We start from the raw sequence: 16,921 nt of genomic DNA, 5'->3' as shown, positions 1-16,921 counted from the left end.
CACGCCCGGCCTCTCAGTCGTCGTGAGCGTCGACAAGAATGCTCCGGTGCGGACGATACCGGCTCAGGCGACCAACCGCGCCGTGCCGGTTGCCGCGCGCGGATAGTGGCGTCATCGCAACGTTTTGCGACTTTGACGGCATCGCTTGTCGCGCCACCTGTCATTAAAACCGCACTAGGGTCGCCGTAGCGCGGCCAAGAAAAAAGCCCGGATCGATGATCCGGGCTTTCGCAATTGGAATGGCCGCTAAGGCTTATTCTTCTTCGCCTTCGAATTCGGCTTCCGGGTTGAAGAAGTCTTCCGGCTTCAGCGCGTCTTCGTCGACGCCGTAGATGGCGTCGGCCGAGGTCAGGCTCTCGCCCTTGGCCTGGCGGCCGGCTTCTTCAGCCGAACGTGCAACGTTGACTTCGACCGAGATTTCGACTTCCGAGTGCAGGTGCAGGGTAACCTGGTGCAGGCCGATCGACTTGATCGGGTGGTTGAGGTCAACCTGGTTGCGGCCGACGTTGAAGCCTTCGGCAGCGAGCGTCTCGATGATGTCGCGGGCAGCAACCGAACCGTAGAGCTGGCCGGTTTCGCCAGCGGAGCGGACGATGATGAAGGACTTGCCGTCGAGCTTTTCGGCAACCTGCTGGGCTTCCGACTTGCGCTCGAGGTTACGAGCTTCGAGCGTCGAACGCTCAGCTTCGAAACGGGCCTTGTTGGCAGCGTTGGCGCGCAGCGCCTTGCCGAGCGGCAGGAGGTAGTTGCGGGCAAAGCCGTCGCGAACCTTTACGGTTTCGCCCATCTGGCCGAGCTTGGCGATACGTTCGAGAAGAATGACTTCCATGTTGGTTTCCTTTCAGTGTTCCAGTTCGTTGGTCAGTTTTTTCCAACCGGCGTGACCGCGATGGTGCGTCGCGTATCGATCAGGCCGGACAGGAGGAAGAAGAATGCCGGGATCGTGAACACGAACACCGACAGGTATGCGATCCACAGCACGGGAAGCCGCCAGGACTTGCCGCGGGTGCGGAAATGGAAGGAGGCGAAACCGGCAAGCAGGAAGCCCGCGCCGAAAGTTCCGCAGATCAGCGCGCCGATCGTTGCGGGTGCGCCGCCGAGGAAGGTGAGGACGAGGCCGCCGAGAAAGATAAAGATCGCGTTGCGGTGCATGCGCAGCGTGGAGGGGATGTCCTCGCGCGGGCGCAGCGACCGGCCCGACATCTGCACGATGCGGGTCGCGACGTAATAGGCGGTAAACAGCATCAGCACCCAGATCGCGCCTTGGACGAGCGGCAATGCGAGTGTGAAGAGCGACTTGATCTGGGCAATGGCTGCCACGTCCGGATTGTAGCCCGGGTCCTGCGCCTTCACCGCCTGGATGACGATATCGACCATGCGGTCGGAAATGTCGGCGCCATAACCGACGATGAAGCCGACGATGATCATGCCGACGGTCACGAGACCGGCGAGGTGGCTAAGGATGTCGGAGAGCGGATACCAGGCGAGCGCTTCGTCCGGACCGCCGAGTTCGGAGGCCGGGCGGGCGAGATTGGCGAGGTGGCTGAGCCAGCCGGCCGGAATCAGCGTGACGACGAGAATGAGCAGCGCGAAATAGGGAGAGACGAGCGCGGCAGCGGTGGCGCCTGCGCTGACGATCGCGGTGATCGCAGCAGCATTGCCCCAGCCAAGACCGGCAATCAGGATCGGGAGTGCGGAAGCAGCATAGAGAACGATTGCAAGAGACGACTGCGTATTCGCGCCCATCGACAAGAGGGCGGCGGTAAAGCCGGCGAGAACGCCGGTCAGCAGCGATGTCCTGTTCACATTCGTCACGTTCGCTGTCCTGCTTCGTGCAGTTAGGGGATGGCAAGGCCCGGCCCCAGCATGGGATTTTGGCGCTTTTGCACCGGTTCCGATCCGCGCCCATCGCGGAAGGGAGAGAAAGAGGCGCTCACCGAATGGGAGCGCCTCTCCCTTCAAGTCGGTTTCCGTCGTGTCAGCTGACTGACGGAAAGTCAGCCGTTCTTAGGAAACGACGTAGGGCAGCAGGCCGAGGAAGCGTGCACGCTTGATCGCCTGGGCGAGTTCGCGCTGCTTCTTCTGGGAAACGGCCGTGATGCGGGAAGGAACGATCTTGCCACGCTCGGAAATGTAGCGCTGCAGCAGACGGATGTCCTTGTAGTCGATCCGCGGAGCGTTTGCACCCGAGAAGGGGCAGGTCTTGCGGCGACGGTGGAACGGGCGACGAACCGGAGCGGAAGAAACTTCAGCCATTGTCTTTATCTCCTAAAGCTTCTTGATTACGCGCGGTCTTCGCGCGGACGACGCGGGCGGTCTTCGCGGTCGCCACGGTCCGGACGCGGACCACGGTCGCCGAAGCCACGCTCCGGACGGTCGCCATCGCGGCGCGGACGGTCGTCGCGGTCGCGCTTCTGCATCATGGCAGACGCGCCTTCCTCGTGCTTCTCGACGGCGATCGTCATGTAGCGCAGGATGTCTTCGTTGATGCGCATCTGACGCTCTACTTCGTGAACGGCCGGTGCCGGAGCATCGATGTCCATCAGAACGTAGTGAGCCTTGCGGTTCTTCTTGATGCGGTAGGTGAGGGACTTCAGGCCCCAGTTCTCAACGCGACCGACCTTGCCGCCGTTCGCTTCGAGCACGCCCTTGTACTGCTCGACGAGAGCGTCGACCTGCTGCGGCGTGATGTCCTGGCGGGCCAGGAATACGTGTTCATAAAGAGCCATTGTGGCTTGCCTTTCTTGCGTTAATCAGCCCGGACCTCGGCGGCTAAGCCTCAACGACTGTTCTTATGGGCTGCAATGAGCCGGCAAGAAAGTGTTGTATCGAGACGGTCGAGAGCGGAGACACGGGAGGCCGGAATGTCTTTCCATTCCTGACGGCACCCTCGCGGGAAACCGGCCCTCCGTTCAGCCACCAGCCAGAAGACCGGGCATTTCGAACAGCGCGCTTATACGCATTTTTCCGCGGAAGGCAAGGCTTGGTCTGTCTTTTCGATATTTAACCGAGCCCTTGGGCCTTCTTCCATTTGCGCAAGCGGCCTGAGGCGTTGGCGTAGGGCGAGGACGTGTTGAACTGAATCATGCGGCCAAGGCTCCATTTGCCGTACCACGGTTGGCCGTAGAGCGCATGATCGTCCCGCGACTCGATCATCGCTTCCAGCGTTTCCTTGCTGCGCCTCAGGCGAGCGACGAGTTCCGACGCGGAAAGAGCCTGCGAGTCGCCGTAGAACTTCTGTGCGAGCCTGCCGAGTTCGTTCCATTTATATCCGGTTTCGGGAAAGTCGACCGGTTCGCCGCGCCGATCGCGGTCGATCCATTTGACCACGAGTTCACCCCAGCCGATGAGGTAGGCGACGAGGTCGCCGACGCTCATCGTGGTGCCCTTGGCATGCCCGTCGAGCGTTGGCTCGCGGTACTTGTCGTCAGGGACCTTTTCCAGTTCGCGCATCAGCTTGGCGAACTGGACCTCGATCGCCTTGAGCAGTTCCGCTTTCGTCTGGGGCACGGCCATCCGCGATCGCTTCTCGCCTTCAGATTGGCATGGGGTAGAGACGGTGCAGCCGCCGAATGCCGTTCACGACGTCTTGCGACAACGTCAGGTCGGCAGCACCGAGATTGGTCTTCAACTGCTCCATCGAGGTCGCACCGATAATGACGGAAGCCATGAACGGCCGCGTCAGGCAGAAGGCGATCGCCATCTGCGCGGGGTCGAGGCCGTGTTCGCGTGCGAGCTGGACATAGCCGGCAACCGCCGGTTCCTGGTGTGGCGTGAAGCGGCCACCGAGATCGCCGTTGATCGAGAGGCGGGAGCCCGTCGGCCTTGCGCCGTCCAGATACTTGCCGCTGAGCAGTCCGGCTGCGAGCGGCGAATAGGCGAGCAGGCCCACGTCCTCGTGATGCGACAGTTCGGAAAGGTCGAGGTCATAGGCGCGATAGAGCAGATTGTATTCGTTCTGGATCGATGCGACGCGGGGCAGGTCGTGGCGCTCTGCCATGTCGATCATCTTCATCGTGCCCCAGGCCGTATCGTTGGAAAGGCCGATGGCGCGGACCTTGCCGACTTTCACGAGATCGCCGAGCTTGTCGAGGATCGCCCGGAGATCGCCGGCGACCTGCACCTTGTCCTGTTTGGTCGGATCATAGGACCAGGCATTGCGAAAATGGTAGTGGCCGCGGTTGGGCCAATGGATCTGGTAGAGATCCACATAGTCGGTCTGCAATCGCTTGAGGCTGGCGTCGATCGCCTGGTCGATGCCTTCGGGCGTGGTTGGGCCGCCATTGCGGATATAGGGACGGCCGGGGCCCGCGACCTTGGTCGCCAGCACCACGTCTTCACGCTTGCCGCGCTTGGTCAGCCATTCGCCGATAATGCGCTCGGTATTGCCATAGGTTTCGGGCGAAAGCGGCGTCGTCGGATAGAGTTCCGCCGTATCGATGAAGTTCACGCCCTTTTCGAAGGCGTGGTCCAGCTGTTCATGCGCTTCGGCGACGGAATTCTGCGAGCCCCAGGTCATGGTGCCCAGGCAGATTTCGGAGACCTTGATGCCGGTGCGGCCAAGCGTGTTGTAACGCATTGAATAAGGATCCTTGTGAAAGACGTGCGTCGACCCTGTGGGAGAAGGATGCGCGCGCCCGGAATGGAGTGGTGGCCTCCGCCCCGGAGATCGTCGAAGGGCAGGTCGGCTTGGGCGGCAAACTTACGCCTTGATTGTTGAAGATCAAGGGCAAAAGGCGGTTCCGGCCCGGTTCGGCAGGCCTTGCGCGCTTGACTCGCCGTTCAGGAATGTGAATGGAGAGGAAACCAGAGCGGGGTAATGAAAAGCATATGCGGTTATCCGCCGGCGTCCCGCTCTAACTCATAAGAACCGATCACTATGATTTTGTGTCGATTCGACCCAAAATCATAGTGATCTAGGGAAGGGACTATCCCATGAGCATTGCATTCACGTTTCCAGGCCAGGGCAGCCAGGCTGTCGGCATGGGCAAGGATCTGGCGGACGCTTTTCCGGAAGCCGCTGCTGTCTTTGCCGAGGTTGACGAGGCGCTCGGCGAGAAGCTGTCCGAGATCATGTGGAACGGCCCCGAAGAAACGCTGACGCTGACGGCGAACGCGCAGCCGGCGCTGATGGCCGTATCGATGGCCGTGATCCGGGTGCTCGAAGCCAAGGGTCTCGACCTCAAGTCCAAGGTTTCTTTCGTCGCCGGCCATTCGCTCGGCGAATACTCGGCGCTCTGTGCGGCCGGTACGTTCTCCATTGCTGACACGGCGCGTCTCCTGCGCATCCGCGGCAACGCCATGCAGGCGGCGGTTCCCGTCGGCAAGGGCGCGATGGCGGCAATCATCGGCCTTGAACATGCCGATGTCGAAGCCGTCTGCCGCGAAGCCTCGGCCCTCGGTTCCTGTCAGATCGCCAATGACAATGGCGGCGGCCAGCTGGTGATTTCCGGTGAAAAGGCAGCCGTCGAAAAGGCGGCCGCACTGGCCTCCGAAAAGGGCGCCAAGCGCGCGCTGATGCTGCCGGTCTCTGCTCCCTTCCATTCAAGCCTGATGGCGCCGGCCGCCGACGCCATGCGCGAAGCGCTGGCCAAGGTCGAAAAGCGCAACCCCGTCGTGCCCGTGATCGCCAACGTGCTTGCAGCACCCGTCAGTGACGCCGACGAGATCGCCCGACTGCTCGTCGAGCAGGTCACCGGCCAGGTCCGCTGGCGCGAGACGATCGAATGGTTTGCCGCCAACAATGTCACGACGCTTTATGAACTCGGTTCCGGCAAGGTCCTGACCGGGCTTGCCCGCCGGATCGACAAGACTGTCAACGGTATTGCCGTCAACACGCCTGCCGATATCGACACGGCACTTGCTGCTCTGCTCGCCTGAGCGAAAGCCCAGCTGCTCCAGTTATAAGGAATCAAAGAGATGTTTGATCTTTCCGGCCGCAAGGCTCTCGTTACCGGTGCATCCGGTGGTATCGGCGAAGAAATCGCGCGCATGCTGCACGCCCAGGGCGCGATCGTCGGCCTGCACGGCACGCGTGTCGAGAAGCTCGAAGCGCTCGCCAATGAACTCGGCGACCGCGTGCAGCTCTTCCCGGCGAACCTTTCCGACCGTGCCGAAGTCAAGGCGCTCGGCGAAAAGGCCGAGGCTGAACTCGGCGGCGTCGATATCCTCGTCAACAATGCCGGCATCACCAAGGATGGCCTCTTCGTGCGCATGAGCGACGAGGACTGGGATGCCGTTCTCGAGGTCAACCTGACCGCCGTCTTCCGTCTGACGCGTGAACTCACGCATCCGATGATGCGCCGCCGCTTCGGCCGCATCGTCAACATCACCTCGATCGTCGGCGTCACCGGCAATCCGGGGCAGGCCAACTACTGCGCCTCCAAGGCCGGCATGATCGGCTTCTCCAAGTCGCTGGCCCAGGAGATCGCGACGCGCAACGTCACCGTCAACTGCGTCGCTCCGGGCTTCATCGAAAGCGCGATGACCGGCAAGCTCAACGACAAGCAGAAAGACGCGATCATGGGCGCGATCCCGATGAAGCGCATGGGCACCGGCGCGGAGATTGCGTCCGCTGTCGCCTATCTCGCGTCGAACGAGGCCGGCTACGTCACCGGCCAGACGATTCACGTCAATGGCGGCATGGCCATGATCTGATCCGGTTCCCGGGATATGTCGCCCGTCGAGATTGTGCGGCGGGCGATATTCACCGTCCCGGGATACCACCTGCCAAATGCCTGAAATTCAATGTTGAGCAAGCGAATGTCAGGCATTTTCGGACTTTGCGGCAGACTTAAACCGTGTTAATCGGGCCATGACTGTTAGCAGTCGACCGGTCCCGCCAGGTGTCCGGCAGCCTTGGCTGCCCTGGGTTTGCCGCAGTTCCGGTTGGATGGATTGCCGGGTAGCCCGTCTTGGTCTATCAGGCTTACATAAGAGTACCGGTGCCGGAATAGGCGCCCACAGAAACGAAGGTCGAGGAACTCCGACATGAGCGATATCGCAGAACGCGTAAAGAAAATTGTTATTGATCATCTTGGCGTCGACGCCGAAAAGGTCAGCGAAGGCGCAAGCTTCATCGATGACCTCGGCGCGGACTCGCTCGACACCGTCGAACTGGTCATGGCTTTCGAAGAAGAGTTCGGCGTTGAAATCCCGGACGATGCTGCTGACTCGATCCTGACTGTCGGCGACGCCGTCAAGTTCATCGAAAAGGCTCAGGCCTAATATCTGAGCGGCTAAGGCCGTAGACGGGCCGCCTAAAGCGGCCCGTTTCAGCCCAGGGAAGTGGGCTGTCCCGCATTTGCGGGTTTCGATCAGCAAGCGTTTCCCGCTTTTCCCCCTGGTCGTGAATAAGAACCTTAAAATAGATGCCCGGATCGGGTTCGTCACACGTGGTCCGATCCGGCTCTGAAATTGAAAAGTCAGGGTGGGTCGCGGACTATGAGACGTGTCGTTATCACCGGTACCGGCATGGTATCTCCCTTGGGTTGCGGAACTGAGGCGACGTGGGCGCGCCTGCTTGCCGGGCACAATGCCGCGCGCAAGGTAACCGAATTCGAGGTCGAGGACCTTCCTGCCAAGATCGCCTGTCGCATTCCCTTCGGTGACGGCACCGACGCAACCTTCAATGCCGACGACTGGATGGAGCCGAAGGAGCAGCGCAAGGTCGATCCGTTCATCGTCTACGCGATGGCTGCTGCCGACATGGCGCTGGCCGACGCCGGCTGGAAGCCGGAGAACGACGAGGACCAGATCGCTACCGGCGTCCTGATCGGCTCGGGCATTGGCGGTCTCGAAGGCATCGTCGAAGGCGGCTACACGCTGCGCGACAAGGGGCCCCGCCGTATCTCGCCGTTCTTCATTCCCGGCCGCCTCATCAACCTCGCCTCGGGCCAGGTGTCGATCCGCCATAAGCTTCGCGGCCCGAACCACTCGGTCGTCACTGCCTGCTCGACCGGCGCGCATGCGATCGGTGACGCCAGCCGCCTGATCGCGCTCGGCGATGCCGACGTCATGGTGGCCGGCGGCGCGGAATCGCCGATCTGCCGGATCTCGCTCGCGGGCTTTGCCGCCTGCAAGGCGCTGTCGACCCAGCACAACGACGATCCGCAGAAGGCCTCGCGCCCCTACGATATCGACCGCGACGGCTTCGTCATGGGCGAGGGCGCCGGCGTCGTCATCCTCGAAGAACTCGAGCATGCCAAGGCGCGTGGCGCCAAGATCTACGCGGAAGTCGTCGGTTACGGCCTGTCGGGCGATGCCTTCCACATCACCGCTCCGTCGGAAGACGGCGACGGTGCCTATCGCTGCATGCAGATGGCGCTGAAGCGTGCTGGCCTGACGGCCGCCGATATCGACTACATCAACGCGCACGGCACCTCGACCATGGCCGACACGATCGAGCTCGGTGCGGTCGAACGCCTGGTCGGCGAGCATGCGTCGAAGATCTCGATGTCTTCGACCAAGTCGGCAATCGGTCACCTGCTCGGCGCTGCCGGTGCTGTCGAAGCGATCTTCTCGGCGCTGGCGATTCGCGACAACATCGCGCCGCCGACGCTCAACCTCGACAATCCGTCCGTCGAAACGAAGATCGACCTTGTGCCGCACGTCGCACGCAAGCGCGAGATCAACGTGGCGCTGTCGAACTCCTTCGGCTTCGGCGGCACGAATGCCTCGCTGGTCCTGCGCCGCTATACGGGCGCCTGATCGTCGGCGATCTCTCGTCGCGGACAATCATCGGATCGACAAACAGTCGGTCCGATGATCCTGCTTTTGCCGCATTGCTCGTTACAAGCATGTTTTGGGAGGATGCGTCGTCAATCGCGGCGGCGCTTGCCGACCGCTATGTTCGCGCAAGGCCTATCTGTCAGATTGCCATTTAGCTATTGCCGGGAACTTGTTCGCCCCAAGGATTGCCAAGGGTGCGTGTTCCGAACAGCTGCATGTCTCCTATCCGGTTCAAGGATAAAGCAGGCAGTCATTTAGAGTGTTACAGAGGCCTAGGCCCGTCCTATAAGACGTGCGGTTCTGTAAAGTGTCGGGCGCCCGCCGCGTTGTCTTGAATGGACGGTGAACCGACACATTTCTGTGGTTCTTGGGTGCCAATGCACCACGCCGCAGGTCTGTTGTAGTGAAGACTGCGGAACGCCGCCCGCCAGGTCGGCGCCGCTTATGAAATTGACTTAAGCCTGCCGCGGTCCAGTCCGAAATTCGCACCGGGGCAGGAAGAGAATGAGGCTGCGAATTTCGGGTTCGGGATAATCGTGAGCGACTCAAACGATAACAGCGCGGCGCAATTCGGCCGCAATGAAAACGCGAGCAACGGACCGATCATTCCGAAATCGGCAAACGAGGCGCTGCGCCCGGAGAAAGTGCCCCAGCCCCCGAAGCGGTCGCGCAAGGCGCGCAGCCAGGTGGTGATTTTCCTGAACTTCGTAATGACCATCATCGTCTTTGCGGCACTGGCTGCGGCCGGCACGGTCTATTATGCGATGCATCAGTATGAGAAGCCGGGTCCGCTGCAGGCAAATCAGAACTTCATCGTCAGAGGCGGCGCCGGCATGAGCGAGATCGCCAGCGGTCTCGAGCGCAGCAACATCATTACCGATGCGCGCGTCTTCCGTTTCGTCTCGGAGGCCTATCTCGACAACGAGACGCTGAAGGCCGGCGAGTACGAGATCAAAGCCGGCTCGTCGATGCAGGACGTGATGCAGCTTCTGAAGTCGGGAAAGTCGATCCTCTATTCCGTTTCTCTGCCCGAGGGGCTCACCGTCAAGCAGATGTTCCGCAAGCTATCCGACGATCCGGTCCTGGTTGGCGATCTGCCGAGCGAGCTTCCGGCGGAAGGTTCGTTGATGCCCGATACGTACAAGTTCACGCGCGGCACCAAGCGCGGCGAGATCGTCCAGCAGATGGCTTCGGCCCAGAAGGTCCTTGTCGATCAGATCTGGGAAAAACGTGATCCGAACCTGCCGGTCTCGACGGTCGAGGAACTCGTGACGCTGGCGTCGATCGTGGAGAAGGAAACCGGCCGCGCCGACGAGCGTCCGCGGGTCGCTTCCGTCTTTATCAACCGGCTCGACAAGGGCATGCGGCTGCAGTCCGACCCGACGATCATCTACGGCATTTTCGGCGGCGACGGAAAGCCGGCCGACCGGCCGATCCTGAAGTCCGATATCGACAAGCAGACGCCCTACAACACTTACATCATCAAGGGCCTGCCGCCGACGCCGATCGCCAATCCGGGCCGTGCGGCGCTGGAAGCGGTAGCCAACCCATCGCGTACGCCGGAACTCTACTTCGTCGCCGACGGTACGGGCGGCCATGTCTTCGCCGAGACGCTGGACGAGCACAACGCGAACGTAAGGCGCTGGCGCAAGGTGGAGGCCGAGAAGGCGGCAGAGGCGGCGAAGGCCGCTACGGATGCGACAACCGCCGAACCGGCAGCAGCACAGCCGCAATAAACGCCTGCATTGTGGACGGTTAGATCACGGCGCGGATATCCCTTGCGGGATACCGCGCCGTCGCCTTATTGCTTCTGCTGAAACACTACGGAGGTGACTATGCCGCTCCAATCGATGACCGGCTTTGCCCGGAGGGAAGGCAGCAGTGGCCGCCGCCGTTGGGCTTGGGAATTGCGCTCCGTCAATGGCAAGGGCCTTGACCTCCGGCTGCGGCTGCCGCAGGGGCTGGAACGCTTCGAGCCCGAAGTGCGCAAGCTCGCCGCCGACTTTTTTTCGCGCGGCAATCTCCAGATCGGACTTTCCGTCAGCGGCGCGGAAGCGACCGTCGAGGCGGTGGTCAACCAGGGCGCGCTGACGGCCGTCCTCAACCTGCGCGAACAGCTCGGTGATCTCGTCGATCCGGCGCCGCTGAAGTTCGACACGTTGCTCTCGATCCGTGGCATCGTCGACTTTCGCGAACCGGAAGAAAGCGAAGAGGAGCGCGCTGCCCTTGATGCGGATATCCTCGAAGGGCTGAGGCTGGCACTTTCTGACCTGCGTACGATGCGTGAAGACGAGGGGGCCGCGCTCTGTCAGATCCTGCTGGCGCAGGTGGAAGGCATCGAGACGCTGACGGGGACCGTAGAGGCCGATCCGTCACGTAGCGCCGCGGCGATCGCCGACCGGCTTGCGCAGCAGGTGGCACTGGTCATGGACAATGGCTCCTCGCTCGACCGGGAGCGCCTTTATGCCGAAGTGGCGCTGCTTGCCACGAAGGCAGACCTCCGGGAAGAAATCGACCGCCTCGGCTCCCACATCGTTGCGGCGCGGGAACTGCTGTCGAAGGGTGGACCCGTTGGCCGCAAGCTCGATTTCCTGGCACAGGAATTTAACCGAGAATCGAATACCATCTGTTCCAAGTCGAATGCGGCCGCCGTTTCGGCCGCCGGCATCGAGCTCAAGGTCGTCATCGACCAGTTCCGCGAACAGGTTCAGAATCTGGAGTAAAGCATGACCCCGGCGACCCCTTCGCCCATCAAGATTGCCCGTCGTGGGCTGATGCTCGTTATTTCCTCGCCCTCGGGCGCCGGAAAGTCGACGATCGCGCGTAACCTCTTGGAAGCCGATCCGGAGATGAGCATCTCCGTCAGCGTGACGACGCGCCAGCGCCGCCCGAGCGAAATCGACGGCCGACATTATCATTTCAAGACGATCCGTGAATTCGAAGCGCTCAGAGCAACGGACTCTCTGTTGGAATGGGCGGAGGTGCACGGCAATTTCTACGGTACGCCGCGCGACGCCGTCGAAGCGGCCATGGCCGCCGGCCGTGACATGCTCTTCGACATCGATTGGCAGGGTGCCCAGCAACTTCAGGAAAAGATGGCCGGCGACGTCGTGTCGATCTTCATCCTGCCGCCATCGATGGCCGAGCTGCAGTCACGCCTGCACCGCCGGGCCGAAGACAGCGAAGAAGTGATCGCCACGCGGCTCGCCAACTCGCGTGCCGAGATCGAGCATTGGCGGGAATACGACTACATCGTGCTCAATGACGATCTCGACCGCGCCTTCTCGGCGGTCCGCTCGATCGTTGAGGCCGAGCGGCTTCGCCGTGACCGGCGTCCGGGCCTGTTCGATTTCGTCAATGGGCTTCTGACGGAAAATCCGTTCTAGCTCGATTTGCGAGCAGGGTATGTGGTCGGAGCGTTCCGGCCACCTGCGACACGGCGGTTGCCAAGGCGGCTAGAGGCAGTTTGCCAGCCGGCAGAATTCTTCCACCGAAAGCGTCTCGGCCCGCCGTTGCGGGTCGATATCGGCCTTGGCTAGCAGAGCCTCGCCGCCAAGCGGCTTCAAGCTTTGGCGCAACATCTTGCGCCGCTGGCCAAAGGCGGCGTGCGTTACCTTCTCAAGTGCCGAAACGGAGCAGGGGATCGGGTTTTCCACCGGCTCCAGATGAACCACAGACGACGTTACCTTTGGCGGCGGCGTGAATGCCTGCGGCGGTACGTCGAAGGCCATCCGCGCGTTCGTACGCCAGCCGCAAAGCACACCGAGACGCCCATAGTGGTCGTCATCCGCGTCGGCGACGATCCTGAGGCCCACTTCGCGCTGGAACATCAGCGTCAGCGATTGCCAGAAGGGCGGCCAACGATCGGGCAGCAGCCAGTTGACCAACAATTGCGTTCCGACATTGTAGGGCAGGTTGGCGATGATTTTGACGGGCCCATCGTCGGCAAGCGTCTCGAACGACGTCTTCAGGGCGTCACCTTCGATCACCTGCAACCTGCCCGGATAGTGAGCGCTGATTTCAGCCAGCGCCGGTAGGCAGCGAGAGTCCCGTTCAATCGCGATGACCTTCCTGGCACCGAGGGCCAGGATGGCACGTGTGAGGCCGCCGGGACCAGGGCCGACTTCAATGACAGTCACGCCTTCGAGCGAACCTGCGGTCCGTGCGATCTTCTGTGTCAGATTGAGGTCGAGCAGGAAGTTCTGTCCGAGCGCCTTCTTGGCGTCCAGGCCGTGACGCTGAATCACGTCGCGTAAGGGGGGGAGACCGTCGAGTGCGGCCATCAGCGGGCATCTCCAGGCGTATTGGCCGCAAGCATAGCGGCAAGGTCGAGTGCTGCTCTCAAGCTGTCGTCGCGGGCTATGCCCTTGCCGGCCAGGCTGAAGGCCGTGCCGTGGTCGGGCGACGTGCGGATGAAGGGAAGGCCGAGCGTGACGTTGACACTGTCGTCGAAGCCAAGCGCTTTCGCCGGGATCAGAGCCTGATCGTGATACATACAGATCGCAACGTCGTAGGTCGCGCGCGCCCGGTCGTGAAACATCGTGTCTGCCGGCAGCGGCCCTACGGCATCGATGCCTTCCGCGCGCAGCCGGTCGATAACGGGGCGGATGATCGCATCATCCTCAAGACCGAGCGCACCGTTCTCGCCGGCGTGCGGATTGAGCCCGGCAATTGCGAGCCGTGGGCGCTCAAGCCCGAAGCGCGTGTGCAGATCAGCCGCCGTTATCATGCAGGTGCGATAGATGAGGTCTGGCGTCAGCTGATCCGGCACGTCCTTCAGCGGGATGTGGATCGTCACTGGGACGGCGCGCAGCTTCGGCCCGGCAAGCAGCATGACCGGCAGGACGGGTTGCCCCGTCGCCTTCTCGGCAAGATCCGCCAGGTATTCTGTGTGGCCGGGAAAGCGGAAGCCGGCATCGTAAAGGACCGCCTTGGCGATCGGGTTGGTTACGACTGCGGAGGCTTCGCCGGCGGTCACAAGGCGCACCGCGGTGTCGATCGCACCGATGACGGCGCTGGCATTGGCGGTGTCAGGATCGCCCGCTGTGACCGGGGCAGGGCAGGCAAGCGGCAGCACAGGCAGCGCCGCATCAAACGCGGACATCGCGCCGCTGCAATCCGTTTCTCGGATGGGAACCGAATAGCCAAGCAGCGCCGCTCGCGCGGCAAGTATCGAAGGATCGCCAATGAACAGAAAGTGCGCCGTCGCGTGCTCGCGGCGGCCAAGCCAGGACGAAAGGCTGATGTCCGGACCGATACCGGCCGGGTCGCCCATGGTTAGGGCGAGTGGCCCGCCGGTTGGTTTGCGCATGTTGCCGGGTACTTACTTGTTGACGATCTGCGCTTTCTTGCGCAGTTCCTCGAGGTATTTTTCGCTGTTGGGGTCTTCGCCGCCTTCTTTCTTCTTGCCGATGTCTTCGGCACGGAAGACGATTTCTGCGGCCGTGTCGTCGTTGACTTCACGCTTCTTGCAGATCGCCAGGTACTCGACGCCCTTTTCGGTCACGCGGGTCCCGGTCGTGCCGTTCTCGCCGGCCTTCTCGATGAGCGGCTTCCACTCCTCCGGCAACTGCTGGGCCAGCATCCGTCCGAGGCTGCGGATCGAAACGTCGCGATAGTTGGCGGCAAACGCCTTCGAGGTCTCGCAACCCGGGAACTGCGAACGGGAGGCATTCGCCTCGGCCTGCCGCTTTGCCGTGATGGCGCCGCGCTTCTTCTCGGGGATGACGAAGATCACCTGCTGCAGGAAGTACTCGGTGGTCACCGGCTTGTTGCCGCCGCCTTCCATCATTCGCTTGACGAGATCGGCGCCCTGCAGTCGGCTCGAGCTGCCAAAGCGGAAGTTCACCGCGCGCGGCCAGCTCATCTGGACGGCGATGAATTGCTTGAAGTGATCGGCGCCGACGCCGGCCTGGTCGAGGATCTTGCCGAGCTGTTCCGGCGAAAGCTTGTTGCCAGCCGCGAAACGGGCATAGGCGGCATCCACGTCCTGCGTGCTGACGGATTGACCGATGCGAACGATCTCGGCGCGCTTCAGGACCTCGTCCACCAGCTGCTTCTTCGCTTCTTCCGCACCGCCCTTCTGGCGCTGGAGGCGTATGAACGCAACTCGCTTGGCAATATCGCCCGAGGTGATCACGGTGTTGTTGACCGTTACCTTGACCTGGCTTGCAGCCTGCGCACCGGCACATGCCGCGATGCTCAGGGCTCCGGCCACAGCCAATACCGAAAGCGTCCTCGAGATCGACATTTTCCCGCCCATTACCTTTTCCTGTTCGCCGGACGATCTCCGTCGTCGGGCCTTGTCCGCCTACCGGCGTTGCGCCGTTGCCTTATCTTGTCGGAGGAAATGCATAATACATGCGGCCAAACGATGACAAGACCGTTTGAGCAGCCCAAAATTGCGCGAAGGGGCGAACTTCGCGTTTCGCCCCTTCGTTTCTATGATCTTAATAGTAATCCAGCTCTTCGAACTTGGTGTCGCCGACATTCACGTCGCCGAGCGTGCGGAAGCTGATTCTGGCGCCGATCGACCAATCGTTCGCCAGCGTGCTGCCGGTGTCGCGTTCCTGCTTGTAGACGATCGAGAACAGGGTGTCCTGATCGTCGTAGGTCACGCCGAAGCCGTTGCGCGAAATGACGTCCCGGTTGATGTCGTAGGTGATGGCACCAAACACCGACCAATAGTCATGGAACTTGTAGGCGGCGGCCGTCTGGATTTCGTCCTGGTCCACCTGTGAGCCATAAAGCGGCTGGGCTTCGATGCGCGTGTAGGTCATCGCCGCCTGCCAGGTCGTGCCGAGATACCCGACGGTCGCGTCTGCGCGGCGGAGTCCCAGATCCCTTTCGTCGAGACGGCCCGAGAGGCTGGCCATCAGGCCGGACGGTGCATCGATGCCGAACATCGCGACATAGTCCGAGCTCTTCGTTTCCAGACCGGAGTTCGCGCCGGCCTTCACCAGGTCGTCGGTTGCAAACGAATTCAGACCACCGAGATGGAAGGACTGACCGACGACACCGCGCAGGCCATAGCCGCTGTCGAACGTGCCGGTATAGCGGAAACCGACGTTGGCGCGCGTGCCACCTTCGACCCGGTCGAAGCCCGAGAACTTGTCGCGGTCGAAAAGGTTGGTCGCGTCGAACACGAAGCTCTGGGCGTCTTCGTTCGGCAGGCCGCCGGCATCCTGTTCGTCCGGGCGTGCATAGAGCTGAGCGATCGGCTCGAGCACGTGGCTGCTGCCTTCGCCGACGAACAGGATCGGGTAACGGGCCTCGAGACCGGCGGTCAACATGCGCCGCGTCGTCGCGTCGCTGGTGTTGTAGTCGCCGGTATAGAGCGGTCCTGGAGCGTCCATGTTGAGCCCGAGGGCATCACCACGCGCCGCCAGAAGCGGTGTGACGACGAGGCCGCCGGGGGCGATGAAAGTGCGCTTCCATTCAAGCTCGCCCGTCAGGCGGTGGGTTGTGCCCTCCAGACCGCGGAAGCGATCGACGACGCCTGGAACATTCTCTAAGTCCAGCCGGTTGCGCTTGATGTTCGTCAGGTTGACGGTTGCCGAAAGCTCGCCGCCCAAAATGGGCTGAGGCGCCTTGTAGGAGTAATCGAGAACCTGCACCGTAGGCTGCTGATTTTCCTTGATGCTGTTCGGGTCCGCGTCCTGAATGTCGAAGTAGAAGGCGCGCAGATCGAAGAAGTTTCGCTTGCCGAGCCCGGTCAGGTAGGCCTGGTTGACATAGGTCGTACCGTCGAAGTTCGACAGTTCGTAGGTCTTGGCGAAGTTTGCGTCCGACTGGACGAGAACGTTCCAGCCGAATGTCCAGCGCGGATTGATCTCGAACTCGGCCTTCGACCCGATCATGCCGCGATTGGTCTTCTCCGCGTCGACCGTGCCAGGCGTGAACTTGCTCTTGTCGAGCTGGCTGATGCCGGCGACGTTCAGCGTATGGAAGCCGTTGTGGAACCGCTGGCGGAATTCGCCCTCCAGCAGGAAGCCCTGCCGGGTCAGGCCCGTCACGGTTGCCGTCGCATCCATATAGGGCGAGATCGCCCAATAGTAGGGAACGCCGACGCCGACGCCGAGCTTCTGTGCCGAGCGGAATGTCGGGAAAAGGAAGCCGCTCTTACGCTTGACCGTATGGTCGGGCAGTTCCATCACCGGAATATAGGCGATCGGCTTGCCGAAGAGTTCGA

General features: G+C 62.0%; 17 protein-coding genes. 7 read left to right on the top strand and 10 right to left on the bottom strand.

The window, feature by feature from the left end:
* Positions 1-253: 253 nt before the first annotated feature.
* The 6 genes from rplI to I8N66_RS22520 form a co-directional block, all read right to left on the bottom strand.
* A complete protein-coding gene (rplI, locus tag I8N66_RS22545; RefSeq protein ID WP_113536830.1) occupies positions 254-829 on the bottom strand; it encodes a 50S ribosomal protein L9 in 576 nt (191 codons plus the stop codon).
* A 32-nt stretch (positions 830-861) separates the two neighbouring features.
* The gene (locus tag I8N66_RS22540; RefSeq protein WP_113536831.1) at positions 862-1,815 is read right to left on the bottom strand and encodes a DUF2232 domain-containing protein; all 954 of its coding nucleotides are present in this window, start codon (positions 1,813-1,815) and stop codon (positions 862-864) included.
* A gap of 192 nt (positions 1,816-2,007) precedes the next feature.
* Entirely contained in the window at positions 2,008-2,256 is a 249-nt protein-coding gene (rpsR, locus tag I8N66_RS22535; protein WP_025426448.1) for a 30S ribosomal protein S18, read from the bottom strand.
* Between the two features lie 26 nt (positions 2,257-2,282).
* Positions 2,283-2,729: a 30S ribosomal protein S6 gene (gene rpsF / locus I8N66_RS22530; protein ID WP_113536832.1), complete on the bottom strand. Its 447-nt coding sequence runs from the start codon at positions 2,727-2,729 to the stop codon at positions 2,283-2,285.
* A 274-nt stretch (positions 2,730-3,003) separates the two neighbouring features.
* Positions 3,004-3,516: a ClbS/DfsB family four-helix bundle protein gene (locus tag I8N66_RS22525; RefSeq protein ID WP_113536833.1), complete on the bottom strand. Its 513-nt coding sequence runs from the start codon at positions 3,514-3,516 to the stop codon at positions 3,004-3,006.
* 19 nt (positions 3,517-3,535) lie between these two features.
* Complete coding sequence (locus I8N66_RS22520; protein ID WP_113536834.1) at positions 3,536-4,579, bottom strand: aldo/keto reductase; 1,044 nt, start codon at positions 4,577-4,579, stop codon at positions 3,536-3,538.
* A gap of 356 nt (positions 4,580-4,935) precedes the next feature.
* On the opposite strand from I8N66_RS22520, the gene fabD reads away from it, so the two are divergent.
* The 7 genes from fabD (at position 4,936) to gmk (ending at position 12,116) form a co-directional block, all read left to right on the top strand.
* The gene (gene fabD / locus I8N66_RS22515; RefSeq protein ID WP_113536835.1) at positions 4,936-5,880 is read left to right on the top strand and encodes an ACP S-malonyltransferase; all 945 of its coding nucleotides are present in this window, start codon (positions 4,936-4,938) and stop codon (positions 5,878-5,880) included.
* Between the two features lie 39 nt (positions 5,881-5,919).
* Positions 5,920-6,657 carry a 3-oxoacyl-[acyl-carrier-protein] reductase gene (fabG, locus tag I8N66_RS22510; protein ID WP_043611367.1) on the top strand — a complete coding sequence of 246 codons (738 nt, stop codon included), beginning with the start codon at positions 5,920-5,922 and terminating at the stop codon, positions 6,655-6,657.
* 333 nt (positions 6,658-6,990) lie between these two features.
* Entirely contained in the window at positions 6,991-7,227 is a 237-nt protein-coding gene (locus I8N66_RS22505) for an acyl carrier protein (protein ID WP_003531676.1), read from the top strand.
* 216 nt (positions 7,228-7,443) lie between these two features.
* The gene (fabF, locus tag I8N66_RS22500; protein WP_113536836.1) at positions 7,444-8,709 is read left to right on the top strand and encodes a beta-ketoacyl-ACP synthase II; all 1,266 of its coding nucleotides are present in this window, start codon (positions 7,444-7,446) and stop codon (positions 8,707-8,709) included.
* 557 nt (positions 8,710-9,266) lie between these two features.
* Positions 9,267-10,466, top strand: coding sequence for an endolytic transglycosylase MltG (gene mltG, locus I8N66_RS22495; RefSeq protein ID WP_113536837.1), 1,200 nt, complete (start codon positions 9,267-9,269; stop codon positions 10,464-10,466).
* Between the two features lie 99 nt (positions 10,467-10,565).
* Positions 10,566-11,453 carry a YicC/YloC family endoribonuclease gene (locus I8N66_RS22490; protein WP_113536838.1) on the top strand — a complete coding sequence of 296 codons (888 nt, stop codon included), beginning with the start codon at positions 10,566-10,568 and terminating at the stop codon, positions 11,451-11,453.
* A 3-nt stretch (positions 11,454-11,456) separates the two neighbouring features.
* A complete protein-coding gene (gene gmk, locus I8N66_RS22485; RefSeq protein ID WP_113536839.1) occupies positions 11,457-12,116 on the top strand; it encodes a guanylate kinase in 660 nt (219 codons plus the stop codon).
* Positions 12,117-12,185: 69 nt separating this feature from the next.
* On the opposite strand, the gene rsmA is transcribed toward gmk, so the two are convergent.
* The 4 genes from rsmA to I8N66_RS22465 all read right to left on the bottom strand — a co-directional run.
* A complete protein-coding gene (rsmA, locus tag I8N66_RS22480; protein WP_113536840.1) occupies positions 12,186-13,013 on the bottom strand; it encodes a 16S rRNA (adenine(1518)-N(6)/adenine(1519)-N(6))-dimethyltransferase RsmA in 828 nt (275 codons plus the stop codon).
* Positions 13,013-14,041: a 4-hydroxythreonine-4-phosphate dehydrogenase PdxA gene (pdxA, locus tag I8N66_RS22475; RefSeq protein ID WP_291157873.1), complete on the bottom strand. Its 1,029-nt coding sequence runs from the start codon at positions 14,039-14,041 to the stop codon at positions 13,013-13,015. Before pdxA ends, rsmA begins: the two co-directional genes overlap by 1 nt.
* Positions 14,042-14,053: 12 nt before the next feature.
* Positions 14,054-14,992, bottom strand: coding sequence for a peptidylprolyl isomerase (locus I8N66_RS22470; RefSeq protein WP_113536842.1), 939 nt, complete (start codon positions 14,990-14,992; stop codon positions 14,054-14,056).
* A gap of 187 nt (positions 14,993-15,179) precedes the next feature.
* Positions 15,180-16,921 (bottom strand): LPS-assembly protein LptD (locus I8N66_RS22465; protein ID WP_291157869.1); only part of this gene is annotated, 1,742 nt, incomplete at its 5' end.

It is taken from the genome of Ensifer sp. SSB1 (assembly GCF_016652895.1).
Taxonomy (GTDB): domain Bacteria; phylum Pseudomonadota; class Alphaproteobacteria; order Rhizobiales; family Rhizobiaceae; genus Ensifer.
The sequence above is the reverse complement of the archived record's forward strand: the minus strand, read 5'-3'. Positions and strand labels throughout refer to the sequence as shown.